The sequence below is a fragment of the Methylomicrobium lacus genome (assembly GCF_041897535.1).
GTDB lineage: Bacteria > Pseudomonadota > Gammaproteobacteria > Methylococcales > Methylomonadaceae > Methylomicrobium > Methylomicrobium lacus_A.
Genome location: NZ_CP169217.1, coordinates 4,078,422 through 4,100,718 on the forward strand (window position 1 = coordinate 4,078,422; position 22,297 = coordinate 4,100,718).

Annotated in this window: 18 protein-coding genes; 10 read left to right on the forward strand and 8 right to left on the reverse strand. The window is 57.2% G+C overall.

Annotated elements, in window-relative coordinates; translation table 11 throughout:
* Positions 1-2 precede the first annotated feature (2 nt).
* The 3 genes from rseP (at position 3) to ACEPPP_RS18355 (ending at position 3,316) form a co-directional block, all read left to right on the forward strand.
* Entirely contained in the window at positions 3-1,376 is a 1,374-nt protein-coding gene (gene rseP / locus ACEPPP_RS18345) for an RIP metalloprotease RseP (protein WP_374088803.1), read from the forward strand.
* Between the two features lie 67 nt (positions 1,377-1,443).
* Entirely contained in the window at positions 1,444-2,187 is a 744-nt protein-coding gene (locus tag ACEPPP_RS18350; RefSeq protein WP_374088804.1) for a DsbC family protein, read from the forward strand.
* A 172-nt stretch (positions 2,188-2,359) separates the two neighbouring features.
* On the forward strand, positions 2,360-3,316 hold the full coding sequence (locus ACEPPP_RS18355; RefSeq protein ID WP_374088805.1) for a quinoprotein relay system zinc metallohydrolase 2: 957 nt from the start codon (positions 2,360-2,362) through the stop codon (positions 3,314-3,316).
* Positions 3,317-3,421: 105 nt separating this feature from the next.
* Here the strand turns inward: ACEPPP_RS18355 and ACEPPP_RS18360 are convergent, their stop codons facing one another.
* Together ACEPPP_RS18360 and ACEPPP_RS18365 are read right to left on the reverse strand one after the other, a co-directional pair.
* Entirely contained in the window at positions 3,422-4,255 is an 834-nt protein-coding gene (locus ACEPPP_RS18360; protein ID WP_374088806.1) for a PHP domain-containing protein, read from the reverse strand.
* A gap of 56 nt (positions 4,256-4,311) precedes the next feature.
* On the reverse strand, positions 4,312-6,123 hold the full coding sequence (locus tag ACEPPP_RS18365; protein ID WP_374090948.1) for an ABC transporter ATP-binding protein: 1,812 nt from the start codon (positions 6,121-6,123) through the stop codon (positions 4,312-4,314).
* A gap of 88 nt (positions 6,124-6,211) precedes the next feature.
* Between ACEPPP_RS18365 and ACEPPP_RS18370 the strand changes: the two genes are divergently transcribed.
* The 7 genes from ACEPPP_RS18370 (at position 6,212) to ACEPPP_RS18400 (ending at position 16,555) form a co-directional block, all read left to right on the forward strand.
* A complete protein-coding gene (locus ACEPPP_RS18370; protein ID WP_374088807.1) occupies positions 6,212-8,125 on the forward strand; it encodes a transglycosylase SLT domain-containing protein in 1,914 nt (637 codons plus the stop codon).
* Positions 8,126-8,196: 71 nt separating this feature from the next.
* Positions 8,197-8,712 carry a 3-hydroxyacyl-[acyl-carrier-protein] dehydratase FabA gene (fabA, locus tag ACEPPP_RS18375; RefSeq protein ID WP_374088808.1) on the forward strand — a complete coding sequence of 172 codons (516 nt, stop codon included), beginning with the start codon at positions 8,197-8,199 and terminating at the stop codon, positions 8,710-8,712.
* Positions 8,713-8,724: 12 nt separating this feature from the next.
* Positions 8,725-9,945 carry a beta-ketoacyl-ACP synthase I gene (gene fabB, locus ACEPPP_RS18380; protein WP_374088809.1) on the forward strand — a complete coding sequence of 407 codons (1,221 nt, stop codon included), beginning with the start codon at positions 8,725-8,727 and terminating at the stop codon, positions 9,943-9,945.
* A gap of 169 nt (positions 9,946-10,114) precedes the next feature.
* The gene (gene ttcA, locus ACEPPP_RS18385) at positions 10,115-11,014 is read left to right on the forward strand and encodes a tRNA 2-thiocytidine(32) synthetase TtcA (RefSeq protein WP_374088810.1); all 900 of its coding nucleotides are present in this window, start codon (positions 10,115-10,117) and stop codon (positions 11,012-11,014) included.
* A gap of 92 nt (positions 11,015-11,106) precedes the next feature.
* Entirely contained in the window at positions 11,107-15,339 is a 4,233-nt protein-coding gene (locus ACEPPP_RS18390) for a DEAD/DEAH box helicase (protein ID WP_374088811.1), read from the forward strand.
* A 350-nt stretch (positions 15,340-15,689) separates the two neighbouring features.
* Positions 15,690-15,998: a hypothetical protein gene (locus ACEPPP_RS18395; RefSeq protein WP_374088812.1), complete on the forward strand. Its 309-nt coding sequence runs from the start codon at positions 15,690-15,692 to the stop codon at positions 15,996-15,998.
* Positions 15,999-16,081: 83 nt separating this feature from the next.
* A complete protein-coding gene (locus ACEPPP_RS18400; protein ID WP_374088813.1) occupies positions 16,082-16,555 on the forward strand; it encodes an HNH endonuclease in 474 nt (157 codons plus the stop codon).
* A 520-nt stretch (positions 16,556-17,075) separates the two neighbouring features.
* On the opposite strand, the gene ACEPPP_RS18405 is transcribed toward ACEPPP_RS18400, so the two are convergent.
* The 6 genes from ACEPPP_RS18405 to ACEPPP_RS18430 form a co-directional block, all read right to left on the reverse strand.
* Positions 17,076-18,356, reverse strand: coding sequence for a Y-family DNA polymerase (locus ACEPPP_RS18405; RefSeq protein WP_374088814.1), 1,281 nt, complete (start codon positions 18,354-18,356; stop codon positions 17,076-17,078).
* Positions 18,356-18,808 carry a LexA family protein gene (locus ACEPPP_RS18410; RefSeq protein ID WP_374090949.1) on the reverse strand — a complete coding sequence of 151 codons (453 nt, stop codon included), beginning with the start codon at positions 18,806-18,808 and terminating at the stop codon, positions 18,356-18,358. Before ACEPPP_RS18410 ends, ACEPPP_RS18405 begins: the two co-directional genes overlap by 1 nt.
* 848 nt (positions 18,809-19,656) lie before the next feature.
* A complete protein-coding gene (locus tag ACEPPP_RS18415; protein ID WP_374088815.1) occupies positions 19,657-20,133 on the reverse strand; it encodes a hypothetical protein in 477 nt (158 codons plus the stop codon).
* A gap of 100 nt (positions 20,134-20,233) precedes the next feature.
* Positions 20,234-20,626, reverse strand: a complete 393-nt coding sequence (locus ACEPPP_RS18420; protein WP_374088816.1) for a rhodanese-like domain-containing protein — start codon at positions 20,624-20,626, stop codon at positions 20,234-20,236.
* A complete protein-coding gene (locus ACEPPP_RS18425; protein ID WP_374088817.1) occupies positions 20,623-21,216 on the reverse strand; it encodes a class I SAM-dependent methyltransferase in 594 nt (197 codons plus the stop codon). The genes ACEPPP_RS18420 and ACEPPP_RS18425 overlap by 4 nt, the downstream gene beginning before the upstream one ends.
* The gene (locus ACEPPP_RS18430; RefSeq protein WP_374088818.1) at positions 21,213-22,127 is read right to left on the reverse strand and encodes a LysR substrate-binding domain-containing protein; all 915 of its coding nucleotides are present in this window, start codon (positions 22,125-22,127) and stop codon (positions 21,213-21,215) included. Before ACEPPP_RS18430 ends, ACEPPP_RS18425 begins: the two co-directional genes overlap by 4 nt.
* Between the last annotated feature and the right edge of the window lie 170 nt (positions 22,128-22,297).

Sequence of the window (22,297 nt, forward strand, 5' to 3'; positions counted from 1 at the left end):
TCATGAGCACTCTGTTCTATTTCATCCTCACGATCGGCGTCCTGGTTTCGTTCCACGAATTCGGGCATTTCTGGGTCGCGCGCAGGGCCGGAGTCAAGGTGTTGCGCTTTTCGGTCGGCTTCGGCAAGGTCTTATGGTCTTACCAGAAAGCGCCGGAGGCGACCGAATATGTGATCTCGGCGATACCGCTGGGCGGCTATGTGAAGATGGTCGATGAGCGCGAGGGGGAAGTCAAAAGCGAGGATCTGCCTTATGCCTTCAACCGGCAGGGGCTGCCGGCTCGGTCCGCGATCGTTGCGGCGGGGCCGATCTTCAATCTGATTCTGGCCGTATTGCTGTTCTGGGTGGCCCTGGTCGTCGGCGAAGAAGGCGCCAAGCCGATTCTGGGCAAGATCGAAGCGGGCACGATCGCCGCGGAATCGGGCCTGCTCGAAGGCGACGAATTCGTTTCGGTCAACAGCAAGCCGACGCCGACCTGGACCGAGGCATTGAATGTCTTGATCGGCGCGGCGCTCGACGGCGATCAGGAAATCAAGCTGATCGTCAAAGACAGACAGGGCAGGGAAGATGTCAAATGGGTCAAATTGGACCATGCCGATGTCTCCGATCCGGAGAAGCTGTACAAGCGCCTCGGCTTTACGCCCTGGGCGCCGAAATTGCCGCCGGTTATCGACAAGGTGTTGCCGGACGGGGCGGCCTTGGCGGCCGGTCTGAAGCCTCGGGACTTGCTGGTCAGCGCGGACGGCGCGCCGGTCGGCGACTGGCAGCAATGGGTCGAGTATGTCAAAAGCCATCCCGGCAAGCCGATAGCGATCGAAGTCGAGCGCGACGGTGCGCGCCAGGCCTTGTCGATCACGCCGAAAGTCGTGCAGATTCCGGCCGCTCGCGCAGGCGAAGCGCCGAAGGCCGAGGGCAAAATCGGCGCCTCGGTGTTCATTCCCGATGAAGTCAGAAACTCGCTGACGGCGAGCTATTCGCTGGGCCCGCTCGAAGCGGTGCCCGCCGCCTTCATCAAGACCTACGAATACTCGTTTTCGACGCTGAAAATGATGGGCAAGATGGTGCTCGGTCAGGCCTCGGTCAAAAACTTGAGCGGTCCGATCAGCATCGCGCAATATGCGGGCGAATCCGCCAACATCGGCTTCGTGCATTTCCTGAAGTTCATCGCGCTGGTCAGCGTGAGTCTTGGCGTGTTGAATTTGTTGCCGATACCGGTGCTGGACGGCGGTCATTTGCTGTTTTTCGGCATCGAGGCCGTCAAAGGCAAACCGCTTTCCGAGAGAAGCCAGCTATTCTTTCAACAAATCGGCATTGCGATCCTGGTCACGCTGATGGCATTGGGCATGATCATGGATATTCAACGTCTGTTCCAATAGCCGATCTTTTGATGGCATCCTTTCCCAATTCCGCAAGAATTTATTCATAACTTAAAACGAGCAGATCATGAAGAAAATTATTTCTGTTGTTGCTTTTGCTGTATCGGCATTGTCCGTGGGCACGCTACGTGCGGATGAGAACGACGTCAAGAAAGCGTTGACCAAGGCCGACCCGTCGATCAAGATCGATTCGATCAAACCCTCCGAGATCAAAGGTCTGCTCGAGGTGGAAGTCGGCGCGAATATTATCTACGTTTCCGAAGACGGTAAATATCTGCTGCAAGGGCACTTGGTCGATCTGGCTTCACGCACCGATTTGACCGAAGAAAAAATGGTTGCGGTGATGAAGAAAATGAGCGGCGTGCGCAAGGCGGCCATTGAAAAACTCGGCGAAGACAACATGATCATCTTCAAGCCGAAAATCGCAAGATACACCGTTTCGGTGTTTACCGACATCGACTGCGGCTATTGCCGCAAGCTGCATTCCGAGATCGATCAGTATCTCGCCCAAGGCATCACGGTGCGCTACATGTTCTTCCCGCGCGCCGGCAAGGGCTCTGACTCTTATAAAAAAGCCATTTCGGTCTGGTGTGCCGACGACCGTAATACCGCTCTGACCAATGCCAAAAAAGGCCTGCCGTTAAAGGAGAAAACCTGCAAGAATCCGGTCGACCAACACATGCAATTGGTTGAGGAGTTCGGACTGAACGGTACGCCTGCCATCATCACCGCAAAAGGGGATTTGTTGCCCGGCTATGTTCCGGCCAAACAACTGGTTGAAGAGTTGAAAAAGGAAGAGGCCGGAAAATAACATTTCCCGGCTTTTCGGTCCCAAAATCCTGCTGCTTTAAGCAGAGCAGGACAGGCAATGGCGGGAGGCGAATCGATTCGCCTCTCGCCGCTTAGTATTTCCTACAGAATCTGTAATCGAGCGGGGCTCTTTCGTCCCTTTTTTCTCCGTCAATCATCCTCAAGGCCTGCCCATGTCGAGTCGCGATCGAGCGAATATCATTCCGTTTCGAGCCTTGCTGCTGGTGTGCTCGGTGTTCTTGTTATCCGCGATGCGGCCGGCGACAGCCGCCGACGTGTTGTCGGTGACCCCGGTTGCTCCCGGCATCTACGTGCACCAGGGGCCGCATGAAATCCCGGATACTCACAACCATGGCGCGATCGCGAATATCGGCTTCATCGTCGGCGAACGCTGTGTCGCGGTGATCGATACCGGCGGCAATCCCGATCAGGGCAGGGCGCTATACAACGCGATCCAGCATGCGACCGACAAGCCGATCTGTTATGTGATCAATACCCATGTGCATCCCGACCATATCTACGGCAACAGCGTGTTCAAGGCGAAAGGCGTCAAGTTTGTCGGCCATCATAAGCTGGCCCGGGCGATGGCCGCGCGCGGCCCGTTCTATCTGGCCAAGGCCAAGGAATTGTTGGGGATAGATTTAACCGCGGGAGACATCATTCCGCCCGACATTGCGGTCGAAAAGGAACTCGATATCGATCTCGGCGGACGCATCCTGAAACTGACCGCGCATCAACCCGCGCATACCGACAACGATTTGTCGATCTACGACCCGTTGACCGACACCCTCTGGCTGGCCGATCTCTTGTTCCTCGAACACCTGCCGGTGATCGATGGCAGTTTGAAGGGTTGGCTCGCGGAGATCGAGCAACTGGAACGTCATCCTTATAAAACAGTGATTCCGGGCCACGGCCCCATCGTCACCGATTGGCCGCAAAGCCTGCAAGCCGAAAAGCGCTATTTACAGACGTTGCTGGCCGATATCAGGGCCTTGATCAAAAGCGGAGGTTTTTTGGAGCAGGCGCTCGAATCGATCGGCTATCAGGCAAAATCCGAATGGAAACTCTTCGACGATTTTCACCGCAAAAATGTTTCGACCGCGTTCGCGGAACTGGAATGGGAAGACTGATCCCGCTGATCCGAGAGGCTTGGCGTTTTTGACGGCATAACTTCCGGCAGAATCATCGTGTCGCCGCCGGTAAATGGGGTGACTCAAAAATAGCGCCGGCCGGGTCTAGTGCAGCAATTCCCAAACCGCTTGAATCTCCGCCGGCAAGGGCGCAAGCCGGCCGAGTTCGACATATTGATTGGTCGGGGAATGAAAGTCCGAGCCTGCCGAGCCTGCGAGGCCGAAACGCTTCGCATAATCGGCCATGTTCTTGACCTCCTCGGCATTATAGCGCCCGGTCACGACTTCGACGGCCTGGCCGCCGGCTTCCTTGAAAGCCGCCAGCAGGCGTCTGAGCCAGCTGGCGGTCAACTGGTAGCGCAAGGGGTGCGCGAGCACCGCGACGCCGCCGGACTTAATGATCCAGTCGATCGCTACGCCCATGTCGGCCCAGGGTGTCGCGACATAGGCAGGCTTGCCTTTGGCGAGGTAGCGGTCGAAGGCTTCCTGCTGGCTCAGCACATGGCCCTGCGAGAGCAGGAAGTCGGCGAAATGCGTGCGCGTGATCATGCTGTCGCCTGCCATTTGCTTGACCGCTTCCAGGGCGCCGGGAATGCGTTTCTTTTCGAGTTTCAGCGCGATTTGTTCGGCGCGCTCAAGGCGCGTGTTGTGCAGCCTATGCGTCGCTTCGGCGAGCGGCGCATAGGCGGGATCGATGCCGAGTCCGACGATGTGCAGGCACTTGCCCTGCCAGCTGGTGGACAGTTCGATGCCTGAAATCAAGCGGATGCCGGCGGCTTCGGCCGCGCGTTGCGCTTCGTCGAGTCCCGCGGTGGTGTCGTGATCGGTCAGCGCGAGCGCGGTCACGCCTTGAAGATGCGCGCGTTCGACCAGGGCGGCCGGAGACAGCGCGCCGTCGGAGGCGGTGGAATGGCAATGCAGGTCGTAGATTTCTGACATGGTATCGTTATGGTTTTTTATCCGGCAAGCTTTTTTGCTGGCGCCTTGACCCGCTCTTACTGGTATTCGCCGTACAGCTTCGCATACAGCCCTTTCTGGGCGATCAGCGTTTCATGACGCCCCTGTTCGCAGATTTTGCCTTCTTCGAACACATAGACATGATCGGCCTGTTTGACCGCGCTGAGCCGGTGCGCGATGATGATCGTGGTCCGGTCTTTCAGGAACTCGGCCAGCGCCTGATGGAGTTTGTGTTCGGTTTCGCTGTCGAGCGCGGAGGTCGCTTCGTCCAGGATCACGACTTTCGGTTTCGCGACGATCATGCGCGCGATCGCAAGGCGCTGCCGTTGGCCGCCCGACAATCGCATGCCGTGGCGGCCGACGATCGTGTCGAGTCCTGTCGGCAAGTCCTTCACGATGTCGTCGAGCTGCGCGGTTTTCAGCGCATTCCATAATTCGTCGTCGGTCGCGTCCCGCCCCAGGGTCAGGTTCGCGCGTATCGTGTCGTTGAACAGAATCGGCTGCTGCAGAACGGTGACCACGTTTTCTCGGACCACCTCGAGACCGATCCGTTCCATCGGCGCGTCGTCAAAATAAATCGTGCCGCTCTGGGCCGGATACAGGCCGATCAGGGTCTGGATCAGGGTCGATTTGCCGCCGCCGCTGGCGCCGACCAGCGCGACCTTGTCGCCGGCGTTGATCGTCAGATTGATGCCGTTCAGCACGGTTTGATCGCCGTAACTGAAATGCAGGTCATCGATCCGGATCGCGACCGTTTTTTTATCCAGGAACGGGTTTTCAAGGTGTGGGTAATGCGGTTCCTGTTTCAGCGCCTTTAGCCTATTGATCCGGGCCAGGGCCGCTTTCGCCGCGTAAAAGGCGTACTGGATGTTCAGGATTTCCTGCACCGGCGCCATCATGAACCAGAGATAGCCGAATACCGCGAGCATCTGGCCTATCGTCAGGTCCGCATAAAACACCATCAGCATCGCCAGCGCCCGGAACACGTCGAAGCCGAACAAAAAAATCAGAAAACTGAGGCGGTTCGCCGCATCGCTCTTCCAGGCATAGGCGGCCGAGTAATCCTTTACATACAGTGCGGATTCGACCAGCTGCCGGCAATAATGTTTTTCGCGGTTGCTCGCGCGAATCTGATGGATCGCCTCGAGCGTCTCGGTCAACGCTTCCTGAAAGATGCCGTAGGCGGTGTTTTCCTTCGCTTTAAGATCCTTGACCTTGCTGCCGACCACGCGGGTAAAATAGATCACGACCGGGTTCAACAGCAGGATGAACAGGCCCAGTTGCCAGTTCATCCAGAGCAGAATCACCGCGGTGCCGAAGATGGTCAGGCTGGCGACCAAGAGCTTGCTGATCGTGTTGCCGATGAAATTGTCGATCGTGTCCAGATCGGTGACCAGATGCGTCACGATCGAGCCGGTGCCGAGGCTTTCGTATTCGGCCATCGAAATCGTCTGCAGATGGTCGATCAGATTTTGGCGTATCCGGAAGATGATGTCTTTGGCGATGCAGGAAAAAGCGCGCGCCTGGATGATGTTGAAGATGATCGCGATGATCCGGAGCAACAGGCTCGCGACCAGCACGGCCGAGATATAAAAGATCGGCACTTGCCAGGACGGAGGCACGAAGGGATTCAGTGTCTGGATGATCAGGCCGGGCTTGTGCAGCAGGATTTCATCGACCAGGAGCGGCATGAACAGCGGTACCGGCACGTTCGCGACCATCGCCAATATCGCGATGATATGCGAATAAATCAGCGCTTTTTTATGTTGCCGGGCGATTTGAAAGATATAATTCCAGCTAAAAGGCGCCGCCTGGGAGGGGGAGGGCTTGGAGTGCACGTTTTCATTCATAGTCTTCATTTTCCGCGTCATTATAGCGGAGCCTCGGGCTCCGGCATAGCGTGCCGACGCCGCCGTATCCATCCACTTCTCAAACCGAATGAAGCCTTTGCAATTCCTTTTCCTGGCGCTATGCCTGATATTATCGGCCGATGACGGTTGGGCGCGCGAATGGCTGCGCGAGCGCCGTGATTTCGTGCTGGCCGAACAGGCCATCGAGCATGGCAATGCCCCCCAGTTTCAGGCGCTGGCCGACACCTTGACCGCATATCCGCTCTATCCCTATCTGCAATACCAGTGGCTCAAGAAAGACCTGACGCAAACCGATAAGATCCGCGCCTTTCTGGCGACCTATAAGGACTCGCGCTATGCGCCGCTGCTGCGCGGAAGATGGCTCAAGGCAATGGCCGAGCAAAATCGGTGGCTGGATTATGCCAACGCGTATCAGGCCGGCGGCGATGTGGCGCTCGAATGCCTGTATCAGCGGGCGGCGTATCAAATCGGTTTTCGGGGGCTGGCGTTGACGCAGGCGAAACGGCTCTGGATGAGCGGCCGTTCGCAGCCGGGCGAATGCGAGCCCTTGTTCACCGCGTTGGCGGACGCTGCGCTCATCACCCGCGAGATGGTCTGGCAGCGCTTCGAGTTGGCGTTGAAGGAGAACAACCGGCAACTGGCCGAGTATCTTGCGCGCAAGTTGACCGATGCGGACCGAGATGCAGTGGAGACATGGCTCAAAGTGGACCAAAAGCCCGAGTTGATCCGGGAGGAGAAGAACCGTTTGCGGGAGGGTCAGTTTGCCGCCCGAATCTTTGCCCACGGCATTGACCGCATGGCCAAGTCGGAGCCGGAGAGCGCGGCGCAGCTTTGGGATGCGGAAAAAAACGGGCTGCCGCTGGACGAGCCTGGCAAGCAGATGATCGAGCGCCGGCTGGCGCTGGCCCTGGCGTTTCAAAGAAAGGCGGGCGCCTATGACCGGCTGGCCGGGCTGGCAGACCATGACGGCGAGGTCAGGGAATGGCGGGTCAGATCGGCTTTGCTCGAACAAAACTGGCAGCACATCGCGGCGGCGCTTTCGAGGCTGACGCTCGACGAGCTGAAAGAAGCGCGCTGGCAATATTGGCAGGCGCGCGAGCAGGAATCCGCCGGCAATAACGAGGCCGCGCATGCGCTTTATGCGAAAGCCGCCCTGGACCGGAGCTTTTACGGTTTCCTGGCCGCCGATGCGCTCTCGCAGTCCTACCGCTTGGCCGATAATCCGGTGCCGCTGCCCTTCAATGGTTTGAACGAATTGGCGTCTGAAGCCGAATTTCAGGCCGTGAGCGAACTCAGGGCTTTAAACCGCAACATGGAAGCGCAGCGGCAATGGTGGTTTACGGTCGCCAAATTGAGCCGGGAGAAGCGAGCGCAGGCCGCCAAGCTGGCCGAATATTGGGGGTGGGCGCCCGTCGCGATCCAGACCCTGGTCAAGGCCGATTATTGGGACGATCTGGCGCTGCGCTTTCCGCTGCATTACCGGGAGCAGGTGCAGAGCAATGCGTTACGGCACGATCTCGATCCTGCAGTGATCTTCGGCGTGATGCGGCAGGAAAGCCTGCTCGACAGTCGGGCCGAATCGCCGGTCGGCGCGAAGGGGCTGATGCAGGTGATGCCGAAAACCGGCAGGCAGCTTGCCCAGGAGGTTCGGCAGGAAATGGCGGAGGACTATAGTCTGTTCGATCCGGATCTGAATATTCGCCTGGGGGCTTACTACGTCAGAAAGCTGCTGCAACGCTTCGACGGCAATATGGCTTTAGCGGTCGCAGCCTATAACGCGGGTCCCGCCAGAGTCGCGAAATGGCTGCCGCCTGCCGGGAACATCCCCGCCGATATCTGGGTCGAAACGATCCCGTACAAGGAAACCCGAAAATATGTCGCCTCGGTTTTATCCTATGCGATCATTTATCAACACCGGCTCAATAAAAACGGCTTGAAGTTGAATGACTTGATGCCGGCGGTTTCGCCCGGGCAAAAATGAGCTGATTTTTTTCAGTGCCTGTAAGATAATATGTATTAACTTAACAAAATTTTTGCCAAGGTAAACACAGAATGGAGAAAAAGCATAGCTTAACGCGCGAGGAATTGTTGATGTCCGGGAGGGGCGAGCTGTACGGACCGAATAATGCACAATTGCCGTTACCGCCTATGCTGATGATGGACCGCATTACTCTGATCACCGATGAGGGCGGTTTGTACGGCAAGGGCGAAATCATCGCCGAGCTCGATATCAAGCCCGATCTCTGGTTTTTCGACTGCCATTTTCAGGGCGACCCGGTGATGCCGGGCTGTCTGGGTCTAGACGCGATGTGGCAGCTGGTCGGATTTTTTCTCTGCTGGATGGGCGGTCCCGGTAAAGGGCGCGCGCTCGGCGTCGGCGAGGTCAAATTTACCGGTCAGGTGTTGCCTACCGCGAAAAAGGTGATCTATCGGATCAACATGAAACGCTTGATCTTGCGCAAGCTGGTGATGGGTATCGCGGATGCGACGATGGAAGTGGATGGCAAGGTGATTTACGAAGCAACCGACCTGCGCGTCGGCTTGTTTACTTCTACAGCAGATTTCTAAGGTTTAAGAGTAATGAAAAGAGTTGTGGTAACCGGTTTGGGCATCGTCTCGAGTATCGGCAATAACCGGGATGAAGTCGTCGAAGCGTTGAAACTCGGACGCTCCGGCATCGGCTTTGCGGATATTTATCAGGAGCTCGGTTTTCGCAGCCATATCCATGGCGCGATCAAGATCGATCTGGAAGCGCATATCGACCGTAAAATCAAACGCTTCATGGGCGATGGCGCGGCGTTCAACTATATCGCGATGCAGCAGGCGATCGACGATTCCGGCCTGGCGGAAAGCGATGTTTCGAATGAAAGAACCGGCCTGGTGATGGGCTCGGGCGGGCCTTCGACTTCCAATCTGGTCGAGGCGGCGGACATTCTGCGTGAAAAAGGCATCAAAAAAGTCGGCCCGTACATGGTGCCGCGCACGATGTCCAGCACCAATACCGCCTGCCTTGCGACCCCGTTCAAGATCAAGGGCGTCAATTATTCGATCAGCTCCGCCTGCGCGACCAGCGCGCACTGCATCGGTCATGCGATGGAACTGATCCAGATGGGTAAGCAGGACATTGTCTTCGCCGGCGGCGGCGAGGAGGTGCACTGGACCATGTCGCTGCTGTTCGATGCGATGGGTGCGTTGTCGTCCAAATACAACGACACGCCGGAAACGGCTTCACGTCCTTATGACGAGACCCGCGACGGCTTCGTGATTTCGGGCGGCGGCGGCGTCCTGGTGATCGAGGAACTCGAACATGCGAAGGCGCGCGGCGCCAAGATCTATGCCGAACTGACCGGCTACGGCGCGACTTCCGACGGTTACGACATGGTGCAGCCGTCCGGCGAGGGCGCGGTGCGCTGCATGCGTCAGGCGTTGGCAACCGTGAAGAACAAGGTCGATTACATCAACGCGCACGGCACCAGTACGCCGGTTGGCGACACCCGCGAACTCGAAGCCTTGCGCGCGGTCTTCGGCGCAGGCCAAGTGCCGAAGGTCAGTTCGACCAAATCGTTGACCGGTCACGCCTTGGGCGCCGCCGGCGTGAACGAGGCGATCTATTCGTTGCTGATGATGGAAGAAAACTTCCTCAGCGCCTCGGCGAACATCACGCATCTCGATCCGGGCGCGGAAGGCATTCCGATCGTGCGCGAGCGCGAGGACAACGTGACCTTGAACACGATCATGTCGAACAGCTTCGGCTTCGGCGGCACCAACGCCACCCTGGTGTTCGAACGCTACACCGGTTAAACCATTTCCGCGAGCGGCCGCAAGGCTTCTCCGGCTGGACGGGGCATATTGCCCCGTCCGCATGGTTTCGTACCTTTCAATGTGAAAGCGTTAGGGATAAGGTTGCAAGACCCATCTGCGTACGGGCCGTAAGGCCTTTTTTCTTTAGCTTTTTTATTTTTGCCGCGCAATGTCGGATACCCGCTCGAAAACCCGCACCCAATTCAACAAACTGCAAAAACGCCTGCGCCACAATGTCGGCGACGCGATCGCCGATTACAACATGATCGAGAACGGCGACAAGGTGATGGTCTGCCTCTCCGGCGGCAAGGACTCGTTCACGCTGCTCGACATTCTGCTGAATCTGCAAAAGACCGCGCCGGTCGAGTTCGAGATCATCGCGGTGAACCTGGACCAGAAGCAGCCCGGTTTTCCGGAGCATGTGCTGCCGGAATACCTCGAATCGATCGGCGTGCCTTACCATATCATCGAGCGCGATACCTACAGCGTGGTCAAGCGAGTGATCCCGGAAGGCGCGACCACCTGCGGGCTGTGCTCGCGCCTCAGGCGCGGTATTCTGTACGGCTTTGCCGAAGAGCAGGGCGTGACCAAGATCGCGCTCGGCCATCACCGTGACGACATCCTGGAAACGTTCTTCCTGAACATCTTCTACGGCGGCAAACTGAAAGCGATGCCGCCGAAGCTGCTTAGCGACGACAAGAGAAACATCGTGATCCGTCCGCTCGCCTATTGCCGCGAGAAGGACATCGAGCGTTTCTCCGCCTTCAAAGATTTTCCGATCATTCCGTGCAATCTGTGCGGCTCGCAGGAAAATCTGCAACGCAAGGCGATGAAACAGATGCTGAGAGGCTGGGACAAACAGTTTCCGGGGCGTCTCGAAACGATCTTTACCAGCCTGCAAAATATCGCGCCATCGCAGTTGGCCGACGCGCAGTTGTTCGATTTCGCCGGCCTGCAGCGCGGCGGCCCCGTTGAAGAAGACGCGCCGGTGCCGCTCGAACAGCCGGTCATTTTCGACCGCAATTTCGCCAAGGCCCGGACCGCCGCGATCCTCGGCACGGCCGAATAAAATTCATTTCAAGTCGCTGCGGGAGAGTCCTCCGGCAGCGCAATTGCCCAAATCATCATGCCGCGGATCTTGCGGCATCACGCCCCTAGACGATGACCCCAGAAGCACTCGCCCCCCTGTTGAAAGCCGCCGAACAGCTGCCTCCCGAACAAGAAGCCGCGCTGAACGTGCTGGCCGTGTATTACGGCTATGCCTCGCCCACGTTGATCGGCAAATGCCTGTACGATCTCGGTTTTAAGGACAAGAAAGGCAAGGAGCCGAAAGGGGATACGGTCACGCCCTATCTCGAAGCGCTGCAAGCCTTACAACTGGTCGAGAAACATCACAAACAGTCGATTTACCGCTGTGCGAGGCGGATTGTCGAACCTTTGACCCGGAAGCTGGCTGAAGACAAGCGCGCGTTCGAGAAAGTCGCGACCAGCATCGGCAGGCATGCACCGACTCGCGGCGGCTATTACCGTTACCAAAACGCCGACGAATGTTTGCGGGATGCGCGCATTCTATTTCATCTCCGCGACTATGCGCAGGCGAATGAATGCCTCAAAATCGGCCGTTATGTTTTACGTTTGCCTGAAGATTTCGATATTTATCTGGCGTGGGTTTTGAATCCGCTGGATACGGTCTGGTTGAAGAACCGGCATCCGGTCATTTTGCAGCAGATTTCCGGCTACATTGGCCTGCACCAGTTGCTGCATCTGCATAACGATCCGGCGGTGGGCGATTTTTTACGGCAATGCGCGCTGGAGCCGGGCTTTGTGCAGTCGCCTTTGGCGATTCGCTCCTTTGCGGAATTGCAATTGCTGCGCGGCGATTGGGAGGAACTGGCGGGCTGGATTGCCGGCCGCAACGAGCCCGATTTGCAGGCCGTTGCCGCCGCGCTGACCTTTCTGCGCGGCGATACCGCGCAAGCGCTAGTCCAATTCGAGCAGGCGCTGGCGGCGTTGAGAAAACAGGCCGGCAAACGCACGGTCTATTTTATGGGCATGGCCGGAGTGATTTACCCGCTCGCTGTTTTGAAGCAAAAGGACGGCCAGCGCTTGGCCAAATTGCCCGCGCTGCTCGCGCAAGCAGTCAAGGCCAACGGTCTTTGGAGCGAGATTTACCGTTATCTCGCGCTGTTCCTGCAATTAGAGCAGGGCGAATTGCAGCGGCGCGACGAAATACTGGCTATCTCGCTCCCTTATAAAATCAGTTCCGGTTTTACCGAAGACGGCCAGCCCGAAACGATGATGGTGCTGCCGAATTTATTGCAGCATATCTTTTTATTGCTGATCAAATTCTGGGTCAAAGCCGATCATGTCGCCAAAGTGACTGACGATCAGAAACGCCTGTACCGGCATTTGCACGACAACGGCTACCGCTGGCCGGCGGCGGAATTGGCCAAGGTATTCGCCAAGATCAATCCTTACGAGGCTAAACTTTGGGATGCGGGCTTTCTGGCGGGGCGCCCTTTGGCCTTGGCCGAATTGTTTGTCAGCCGCCCCGATTGGGATTTGGCGCTGGACGCCTTGCTCAATATCACGCCGCACGACGCCAAAAGCGCCGAACCCTCGGCCGCCGCGGACAAGCCGATTCGCCTGATCTGGCTGGTCTCCTATCACGAAGCCAGCCATTCGCTCCGGATCGAGCCGCGCGAACAGAAACAGCAGGCCAAGGGCGGCTGGAGCAAGGGGCGGGGCGTGGCCTTGAAGCGGCTGCATACGGAACCCGACAGTTTCGATTATCTGAGCGAGCACGACCTGAAGTTGTGCAGGACGATCGATGAATATCGCGACACCAGTTGGTACGGGTCGACCTATTTCGAATTCAACAGCAAAATGCCGCTGGCACTGGCAGGACACCCGTTGTTGTTTTGGGCGGACTCGCCCGAAGTCCGGGTCGAAGTGGTCAGGGGCGAGGCCGAATTGCGGGTCAGCCGGCAGGACAACAGCGACAAAATCCGGATCGAACTCAACCCGGTGCCAGGATTCGAGCAATCTGTCCATGTCAGCAAGGAAACGCCGACCCGCCTGCGCGTCATCGAATTCACCGCCGCCCATCAAAAGATTTATTCGGTGCTGGGGGCCAAGGGCCTGGAAGTGCCGTTATCGGCGCAGGAGCGTGTGCTGCAAACCCTGACCGGCATCTCGGGACTGTTGACCGTGCATTCGGACATCGGCGGCAGTTCCAGCAGCGCCGAACAGATCGCCGCCGACGCCACGCCGCGGCTGCATCTGTTGCCGCTTGGCGAAGGGCTGAAGGCCGCGCTGCTGATCCGTCCGTTTGCGACCGACGGCGCCTATTATCCGCCGGGGCAGGGCGGCGAAAGCGTGCTGGCCGAAATCGACGGCAGACGTTTACAGGCGCGGCGCGACCTGAAGCTTGAAAGGCAGAGCGCCGCCGAACTCTTCGATGCCTGCCCGGCGCTGGCAGAGGCGGAACAGGACGAAGCCGGCGAATGGCGGCTCGAAGATCCTGAGCACTGCCTCGAACTGCTCTTGCAATTACAGGCGCTGCCGGAGGGGCAGGCGATCGTCGAATGGCCCGAAGGCGTCAGGTTCCGCCTGCTCGGCCAGGCCGGAAGTTCGGCCTTCAGCATGCACATCAAGCGCGACAACGACTGGTTTGCGCTGCAAGGCGAGTTGAAGATCGATGACGCGACGGTGATCGAAATGCAGGAACTCTTGTCGTTGCTCGGCAACAGCAAGGGCCGCTTCCTGCAATTGAAGGACGGCCAGTTCGTCGCCCTGACCGATGCGTTCCGCCGCCGCCTGGAAGAGCTGAAAGCCTATGCCGACATCAGCGGCAAGAAGGTCCGAATCAATCCGCTCGCCGCCCTGACCCTGGAAGACTGGGGCGAGGACGGCGGCACCTTCAAGGCCGACAAGCATTGGCAGGAACAGGTGCGGCGGCTGAAGTCCGCGCGCGAGTTTCAGCCGGTCCTGCCTTCGACCTTTCAGGCGGAGCTGCGCGATTATCAGATGGACGGTTACGCCTGGCTGGCCCGGCTGGCGCACTGGGGTGTCGGGGCCTGTCTGGCCGACGACATGGGGCTCGGCAAAACGATACAGGGCCTCGCCCTCTTGGTCGAGCGCGCGCCGAACGGCCCGTCGCTGATCGTCGCGCCGACCTCGGTATGCATGAACTGGGAAAAAGAAGCGAACCGCTTCGCGCCGACCCTGAATCCGCAGCAATTGGGCGGCGGCGACCGCCAGGGGCAGCTGGACAGCCTCGGGCCTTACGATCTGTTGATTTGCAGCTACGGCCTGTTGCAGCAGGAGCAGGTGGCCGAGATGCTCGCGAACATCCGTTTTCGAACGGTGATTCTCGACGAGGCGCAGGCGATCAAAAACACCGCAACCCGCCGCTCGCAAGGCGCGATGAATCTGCAAGGCGATTTCCGTATCATCATGACCGGAACGCCCTTGGAAAATCATCTCGGCGAACTCTGGAACCTGTTCCGCTTCATCAATCCGGGATTGCTCGGCTCGCAGGAGCAATTCAACCAGCGTTTCGCGGGGCCGATCGAACGCGACCGCAACCATCAGGCGCGCCAGCAATTGAAGAAGCTGATCCAGCCCTTCATCCTGCGCCGCACCAAGACCCAGGTCTTGCAGGAATTGCCGCCGCGCACCGAAATTCCGGTCTATGTCGAACTTAGCCCAGATGAAATGGCGTTTTACGAAGCGATCCGCCGCGAAAGTCTAAATGTATTGGCCAGCACGGACGGTCCTCCCGGTCAAAAGCATCTGCAAATCCTGGCCGCGATCACCAAGCTGCGCCGCAGTTGCTGCAACAGCCGCCTGGCCAACGCCGAGATCAGCCTGCCGAGCAGCAAGCTGGCCGCCTTCGGCGAGATCGTCGAGGAACTGCTCGACAACAAGCACAAGGCGCTGGTGTTCAGCCAGTTCGTCGATCATTTGCAGATCATCAAGGACTATGTCGAACAGCGCGGCATCGCCTACCAATACCTGGACGGCTCGACGCCGGCGAAGGAGCGCCAGCAGCGCGTCGATGCGTTCCAGCGCGGCGACGGCGAACTGTTCCTGATCAGCCTGAAAGCCGGTGGCGTCGGCCTGAACCTGACCGCGGCCGATTATGTGATCCACATGGACCCGTGGTGGAATCCGGCGGTCGAAGACCAGGCCTCCGACCGCGCGCACCGGATGGGCCAGCAGCGCCCGGTCACGATCTACCGGATGATCGCGAAACAGACCATCGAGGAAAAAATCGTCGCGCTGCACAGCCACAAGCGCGACCTTGCCGACAGCCTCCTCGACGGCGCGGATGTCAGCGGCAGGATGTCGGCGGATGATTTGCTGAGCCTGATGCGCAGTGACGTTTGACTGTGGGGTTTTGACTTTACATTCGGGTGATTAAGTCTGCATATTCATGCCGTTCGCACCCTTTGGGGTGCAGCCTTTTGGTGATGTTGCTCATAAAGCGCTTGATCCAGTCCGTATAGGCAGGCTCGGTGCGGATGTTGGAGTGATTGGCGGATTTTGTCCTTAACCTGGTCGAGCAACTTGGGCGGTTTACCAGATAAATTTTGTGAAGGGTATTGCATTTTGGTTAGGATGTGATAATTTTCTGCACCGTGCTGAATATAAATAAATTTTATGATTTTACAAATATTTAGACAGCCTTATGACGCAATTTTTACGTCTTTTAGGATGCCTAATTGTAGTTAAAGCGCATGAAGAATATCCAAGTTATCGATGGTGCCGACAACTTTGTCTACGACATCTTTGCGGCAACCGAAGAAGAGTTCGCTCTCATTTTTCCTGAAGGCCAGGACGTCGCCTTTATTGACGAAGTCATTACTCATGGATCAGAAAGAGAACTTGACGAGGCATTTACTCGCATATGGAAGCGTCGGATTCCAAAGCGCGATGCAATGGGAATTCACGGCATATTGTTTTACGAGCTGGCCCCCAAAAAGCAGTACTACCCAACGCGACGAGATGAAGAAGCAATCAACCCTGATGGCACGCGACTTCGATAACGTACACTCTAACCTGCCAGTCGAGAGGGGCGCTTCGCGGTGGAGTCCTTTGCGCCTCTCACTTCCACGTTAGAGATCAATAAATGGGCACTCAATACTTTCTACACGGCGACAGGGATCAAAGCAGCGCGGACCATTTCTATTGTAAGAAATGTGACTTATTTGTGGCAGAAGATCACTTTAACGATGAAAAGCACAAATCCGAAAACGAAAGCTTAATCCGTCGAGGCCTCCTATATCTTACTGATTCGCAAGCAGCATTCCGCCCGCACGACTGGTTTAACCTCTTCGACCACACTGTCCTCAACGAAAAATACGAATTAGAGCAAGGTATTAAGCGCAAGATTCGTCGCGCATCGTTGTCTGATTCTGTTAGATACTCCATTCTGAAATCTGATAACTACAAATGCAGGATTTGCGGTAGGAGCGCATCTGATGGTGCCAAACTCCACGTTGACCACAAGGTTCCTGTCAGCAAAGGCGGCACAAACGATCCAGACAACCTCTGGACACTCTGCGAACGTTGCAACCTGGGAAAGAGCGATCATGATCTCTAGCATGTCGCTCAACCGGAGCGCGGGGGGGAATGCGGTTGTGTTTATTCGGCAACCGAGCCGCGCCCGGTTAGCTTTACGTTGTATGTCATGAAAGTGCCGCTACTTCTCCTTGTTGTCTTCGTCACTTCTACAACGGCGCACGCCGGCACTGTACCTTGCAAAGGCAATCCCGCTGTCGTGGGGGAGTGCAGCACATTCCGCGGTCGTGTCTCCGCGTACAACGGCACACCATCAATTCGTATTTGGCCAGTGGGCACTAAGAGGCTCATGGGCGTCGTGCCACCGGAAGATGAGTCCATGCCAGAAAGCCTCAAAGGGAAGGTGTCGTTCCAGCAAGATGTCTTCGCAACACTTGAGGCATGCCCACTGTCACTTCAACGTCCAGGAACCATGCAGCTGGTCTGCATCGAATCGGCGTCCAACATCAGCGTACGGAAGCGGTAGCCAAATGCCGTGAATCTACTGCAACGGCATTATTGGGAACATTTCGTACGCGATGATGCCGAGCGTTTTTGAAATTTCATGTGCACCTCACCGAAACCAACTCTCGCCAATTCGTCGTGTAATGCCGAGATATTCGTTCCGCCCTGGCTTTCCAGGATTGATCAAAACCGGCGGTCGCAACTGCGATGCCTTTGGGAAAGCGGTAGTTGATCCGGTCCACGGTTTGCATCAGCTTCCCGCTCTCGGCATGGCCGAACGCCGCCAAATCGAATAAATCCATCTGCTCGGGAATGGCTGCCGGCTGAATCTGGCTCAGTTGCACGCCGCACTTCTGGTAGCGGTAACCGGCTCTGAATAATTCCCTAAGCAAGCGATTCGCCGTGCCGACGATTACGCGGGTATCCTGCGTTGCCGAAGCCAGCGTTACGCCGGCCGCCCGCTGGTATTGCGGCTCGTTGGGATTAAACGGGTTGGTGCGGATAAACACGCTGATGTGGCCGGAAACCGATTGCTGGCTTCTGAGCTTTTCGGCGGCCCGACTGCAGAATTCGGCCATCGCCTCTGACAGTTCCCGGTATTCGGTCAATCGCCGGCTGAAACTGCGTGAACAGACGATCTGCTTTTTGTCCGGCGCAATCTCTTCCAATTCCAGGCAGGAAATGCCGTTCAATTCCATTACCGTGCGGGCGACGGTGACATTGAACTGATCACGGATTCTGTCTGCCGGCTGACCGGCCAAATCCCATGCGGTGATAATGCCGAGCTGATTCAGGCGGGCCGCAATGCGCGAACCGATGCCCCACACTTCCTTGACCGGCACGATGCGCATCAGTTTTTCCCGGCGGATAGGGTCCGACAAATCCAGCACGCCGCCGGTCTTTTTCCATTTCTTGGCCGCGAAATTCGCCAGTTTCGCCAGCGTCTTGGTCGGTCCCATGCCGACGCAGACCGGTATCCCGGTTGAGCGGAATACCGCTTTTCTGATCCGTTGGCCGTAAGCGATGGGGTCATTGCGGCAAACGCCGGTCAGGTCGAGGAAAGCCTCGTCGATCGAATACACTTCCAGGCTGGGCGTGAATTCTTCCAGGATAGTCATCACCCGGGCCGACATATCGGCGTAAAGCGTGTAATTGGACGAGAACAATTCAATCTTGTGCCGGTTGATCAGGTGTTGCACCTGAAACACCGGCACGCCCATCTTGATGCCCAAGTCTTTCACTTCCTGGCTGCGGGCGACGATGCAGCCGTCATTGTTGCTGAGCACCGCCACCGGCCGGCCGATCAGGTCGGGCCGGAACACGCGCTCGCATGAGACGTAGAAGTTGTTGCAATCGACCAGGGCGATAAGCGAAGGCATCAGACGGCATGGATCACGTTGGTTACGACGCCCCAGATCACCATTTCCAGCTCTGCGTGGATGACGATATCGGGATAGGCGGGGTTTTCGGCTTTCAGTTTCCATTGTTCGCCGTCGCGTTCCAGGCGTTTTACGGTCAGTTCGCCGTTCAACGCGCAAATGACGATCTTGCCCGGCACCGGCTCTATCGAGCGATCGACAACGAGAATGTCGTCCGGATGAATACCGGCGCCGAGCATCGACTCGCCTTCCGCGCGCACGAAGAACGTGGCTGCCGGCTTTTGCACCAACAACTCGTTCAGGTCGAGCGATTTCTCGACGTAATCGTCGGCCGGCGATGGGAAACCGGCCGCGACTTTGCCTGAGAACAGGGGAAGGGGATGCTGGGTTGGGTGTTCCGTGAATGGTAATATGACCAATCCGCCGGGCTGTTTGCCGGAGCTCGAAAGCATGGCCTTAACCGAAGGCAGCAGGCTGACCGGGACCCGGATCGGCTGCGTGGGTTCGCCAAATGATCCGGTTCCCGACTTCCGGCCAGCGCCGGCCCGCCTGCCGCCGTGGTTGTTTTGGGGTGTTTCTGGCATGATGAGTTAATCTTGCATCTTGATTGTCGTACGATAATCAAAATTTGGTTGCTGGTCAATATGCAAAAAACAGGATTGCTTTTTTATGTTGGAAATATTTATATATTAAGTAATATAAACAATGCCTTATGTGGAATTATTGATGTGAGTTGGAAATGATAGTTAATGTTGCATAAAGTGATTTGTCAAGAGTTTCGCGTGGAACAAACGGGGTGATTTCTTCTTAACTGTCGTTGTTTTTTCGCATGCATTGTCGGGAGGGTTGATCGTGAGGTCGTTTCGCCGACGGAAAAATTCCGGTTCCGCGCATAGCGCGGTGTTTCGGGTGTCGCCGGGGCAGGAGATTGAATGGGCTGGCGTCCGGACACTGCTGTTATCCTGAAAATCGATAGGTGAGTGGTGGGAGCGACGCCTAGGTCGCGATTAAAGCCTCAAGTCGCGACGTAGGCGTCTCTCCCACGGATGATTTTTATTTTGCGGGGTGAGATAAGCCGCTTCATGTCTGTTAAGTTAAGCCGCTCATGCTACGACAGGCTCAACACGAACAATGCGCAACATCTATAGCGATAATATTTATTATAAACAAATGCTTGAGATAACTTATTAAAGTAACTTAAAGGCGTTAGTTAATGTTGCTTCAAGTCATTTATCAAGAGTTCAGCGAAGAAAAAGAGGACGCTATTTTTGCTGAGTCCGCCGTTTTTACGGATGCAATTTCAGGAGGGTTGATCGTGGAGCCGCCATTCTGCCTGATCTCTGGCGGGCAAATGCCGGTCGCGATCGTAGGGCTGTGTTTCGGATGCCGGTATGTTGTCGCCGGGCCAGTCCTCAGTCCATCGCTGGCGGGTTTCTTCGTCGGCATAGTAGCGCAGGTAAAGCAAGTTATCTTCTTCGCTGCCGCTGCCCAGCAAGTCGATGTGCCAGGCCGAGTCGTTGCTGAGCGGCATGACGATGCCTTCTTCGCGCAACACATCATGCCAGAGTTCTTCATACAACTCGCGGTCGCTGAGATGGTTGGTGCTGTAAAGAAACATGCGCAGCATTGCGAGGCCATGGATCGTTTCCCAAAGCTTGGCGGTCACTTGCGCGTCATCCAGCTCCTCCGGAGGCGGCAGTTCCAATCCGCTTTGCGCCAGTAAGTCGAACGTCGACTTTTCGGTGTTTTGTTGGGACTCGGGAGTTTTTTTAGCCATTGCCATGTTCCCCGCGAAAAAGTGTCATATCGTTCCCACGCGTCTGCGTCACGAGACGCTGGGTTCCCGCGCGGCGCGCGGGAACCGGAAATCTCCAATGTTAGCTTTGCTCCCAAGGCAGGCCGCGAAAACGCCAGCCGCCGAGGTTGCCGCGATGCTTGTCTTGATCGAGCGGGCCTTCGAAGCCTTCCAGGATGTTGATCAGGCGTTTGTAGCCGAGCTGTTCGAGCAGTTTGGCCGCATCCAGCGAGCGCTGGCCGCTGCGGCAGAGCAGCAGGATCGGGGCCTCCTTGTTCGGGACCGCGGCCTCGACTTCGGCGGCAAAATTCGGATTCAGTTGCCAGTCCGGCGCTTCTTTCCAGGGGATCAGTACCGCGCCCGGCGGATGGCCGATGAAAGTGTGTTCCATCTTGGTGCGGACATCGACGAGGACTGCGTCGTTATTGTTTTGCAATAGCTCCCAGCATTGCTCAGGGCTCAGGTTTTCGATCATGGTAGGGTCTCTGGGTCAGGTTTTTGGCCGATAAATTGGGCTTCATTACGAAGGCCCCGGTGTATGTCGCCGATCGCGGCGTTATCCCGGTAAAACACGGTCCGCAGCGGCGCAAACAAATCCAGCAGTTCATGCGTGCCCAATAGGTAGGCCGGATTGCTCGGGCCTTCGGCGTTCACTTTCAGGCGCGTGAAGGTCTGGTAGAACAGCAGGCCGCCGGGTTTCAAGGCGTTTATTATCGCATCCGTGAGCGAGCGGTCAAGAAAGCGGCTGATCACGATCACATCAAAGCTGGAGGAAGGCAGCGAAGCAGGGTTGATCGCTTCCTGTCTGGCCTCGATCGCTAGCCGATGGCGGCCGGCGTAGGCGCGCAATTTTTCGATCGCTACCCCGGAAATGTCGAGCGCGGTGACCTTGAGGCCATGCTCGGCAAGAAAAATCGCATTCGCGCCGAGGCCCGAGGCGAGATCGAGCGCGCTGCCTTCGGGCGGCAGCAGAAACGCATTTTCGCTCAGCACCGGTGCCGCCGCTTGCTTGCCGGGCTCGTCCTGGCTGTAAATACGGTTCCATTTTTCGCGGAGTTCCTTCATGCCTCCGGCCCGCCGAGTGTGCTGACGCGCGGCTCCAGCCAGGCTTGCAGAAATTCCATGAACACGCGGACCTTAGCGGACAGATACTTTCGGTGCGGATACACCGCATGGACTTCGAGCGGTGGGGAAGGATAGTCCTGCAATACCTGCTGCAGCCGGCCGCGCTCAATATCCCAGCCAACGATATAGATCGGCAGCATGACCAGCCCCAGCCCGTTGATCGCGGCGATACGGATCGCGTCCGCGACATTGGCTTGCATGCGGCCCGTGACATTGATCACCTGATAGCCCGTTTCGCTTTTGAACGGCCATTTGTTTTTCGGCGAAATCGACCAATTGATCAGGCAACTATGCTGGGCCAGATCCTGGGGGGTTTGCGGCGTGCCGTGTTTGGCGAAATAATCCGGCGAGCCGCAGACGACCAGTGACGAGCTGGCCAGTTTGCGCGCGACCATGCTGGTGTCGTTCAGCGCGCCGAGGTAAATAGCGAGGTCGATGCCGTCCTCGATCAAGTCGCCGGGACTGCTTTGAATGATCAGCTCGACGTTCAGATCGGGGTGCAGTTTTAGAAACTCGGAGATTGCGCGCGCGATATGCGTCGCGCCGATCACCGGCGGCGCGCTGACCCGCAAGGCGCCGCGCGGCTCGGTCTGCAAGTGGGTGACTTCCGACTCCATTTCCTCGATGTCGAGCAGCACCGTCTGACAGCGCTCGAAATAGGAGGCGCCGACTTCGGTCAGACTCAGGCTGCGCGTGGTGCGGTTGAACAGGCGGGTGCCGAGGCAGCTTTCCAGATGCATGATATGCTTGGTCGCCATCGCACGCGAAATATCCAGATCGCGCGCGCCACCGGCAAAACTTCCCGCTTTCGCGACGCGGACGAACACGTTCATGCTGGTCAATTTATCCACGGGGTTCTCCTGCAATCAACATGGCTTTGGCGGTTTAAGAATTGGAGGGCGACACGCGACGGGGCCGGTCTCTCTTCAGGCGGAAGGTTTTCTGACGCCACACCTTTCTGGGCGCCTATATGAGATGTGCCGGCCGGACAAAAGAGTGAAATTCTTGATACTTTATATTG

Excerpts from the sequence above, each read along its gene's own strand:
- rseP (WP_374088803.1), top strand. The coding sequence starts at position 3 with ATGAGCACTCTGTTCTATTTCATCCTCACGATCGGCGTCCTGGTTTCG.
- ACEPPP_RS18350 (WP_374088804.1), top strand. The coding sequence starts at position 1,444 with ATGAAGAAAATTATTTCTGTTGTTGCTTTTGCTGTATCGGCATTGTCC.
- ACEPPP_RS18355 (WP_374088805.1), top strand. The coding sequence starts at position 2,360 with ATGTCGAGTCGCGATCGAGCGAATATCATTCCGTTTCGAGCCTTGCTG.
- ACEPPP_RS18360 (WP_374088806.1), bottom strand. The coding sequence starts at position 4,255 with ATGTCAGAAATCTACGACCTGCATTGCCATTCCACCGCCTCCGACGGC.
- ACEPPP_RS18365 (WP_374090948.1), bottom strand. The coding sequence starts at position 6,123 with ATGAATGAAAACGTGCACTCCAAGCCCTCCCCCTCCCAGGCGGCGCCT.
- ACEPPP_RS18370 (WP_374088807.1), top strand. The coding sequence starts at position 6,212 with ATGAAGCCTTTGCAATTCCTTTTCCTGGCGCTATGCCTGATATTATCG.
- fabA (WP_374088808.1), top strand. The coding sequence starts at position 8,197 with ATGGAGAAAAAGCATAGCTTAACGCGCGAGGAATTGTTGATGTCCGGG.
- fabB (WP_374088809.1), top strand. The coding sequence starts at position 8,725 with ATGAAAAGAGTTGTGGTAACCGGTTTGGGCATCGTCTCGAGTATCGGC.
- ttcA (WP_374088810.1), top strand. The coding sequence starts at position 10,115 with ATGTCGGATACCCGCTCGAAAACCCGCACCCAATTCAACAAACTGCAA.
- ACEPPP_RS18390 (WP_374088811.1), top strand. The coding sequence starts at position 11,107 with ATGACCCCAGAAGCACTCGCCCCCCTGTTGAAAGCCGCCGAACAGCTG.
- ACEPPP_RS18395 (WP_374088812.1), top strand. The coding sequence starts at position 15,690 with ATGAAGAATATCCAAGTTATCGATGGTGCCGACAACTTTGTCTACGAC.
- ACEPPP_RS18400 (WP_374088813.1), top strand. The coding sequence starts at position 16,082 with ATGGGCACTCAATACTTTCTACACGGCGACAGGGATCAAAGCAGCGCG.
- ACEPPP_RS18405 (WP_374088814.1), bottom strand. The coding sequence starts at position 18,356 with ATGCCTTCGCTTATCGCCCTGGTCGATTGCAACAACTTCTACGTCTCA.
- ACEPPP_RS18410 (WP_374090949.1), bottom strand. The coding sequence starts at position 18,808 with ATGCTTTCGAGCTCCGGCAAACAGCCCGGCGGATTGGTCATATTACCA.
- ACEPPP_RS18415 (WP_374088815.1), bottom strand. The coding sequence starts at position 20,133 with ATGGCTAAAAAAACTCCCGAGTCCCAACAAAACACCGAAAAGTCGACG.
- ACEPPP_RS18420 (WP_374088816.1), bottom strand. The coding sequence starts at position 20,626 with ATGATCGAAAACCTGAGCCCTGAGCAATGCTGGGAGCTATTGCAAAAC.
- ACEPPP_RS18425 (WP_374088817.1), bottom strand. The coding sequence starts at position 21,216 with ATGAAGGAACTCCGCGAAAAATGGAACCGTATTTACAGCCAGGACGAG.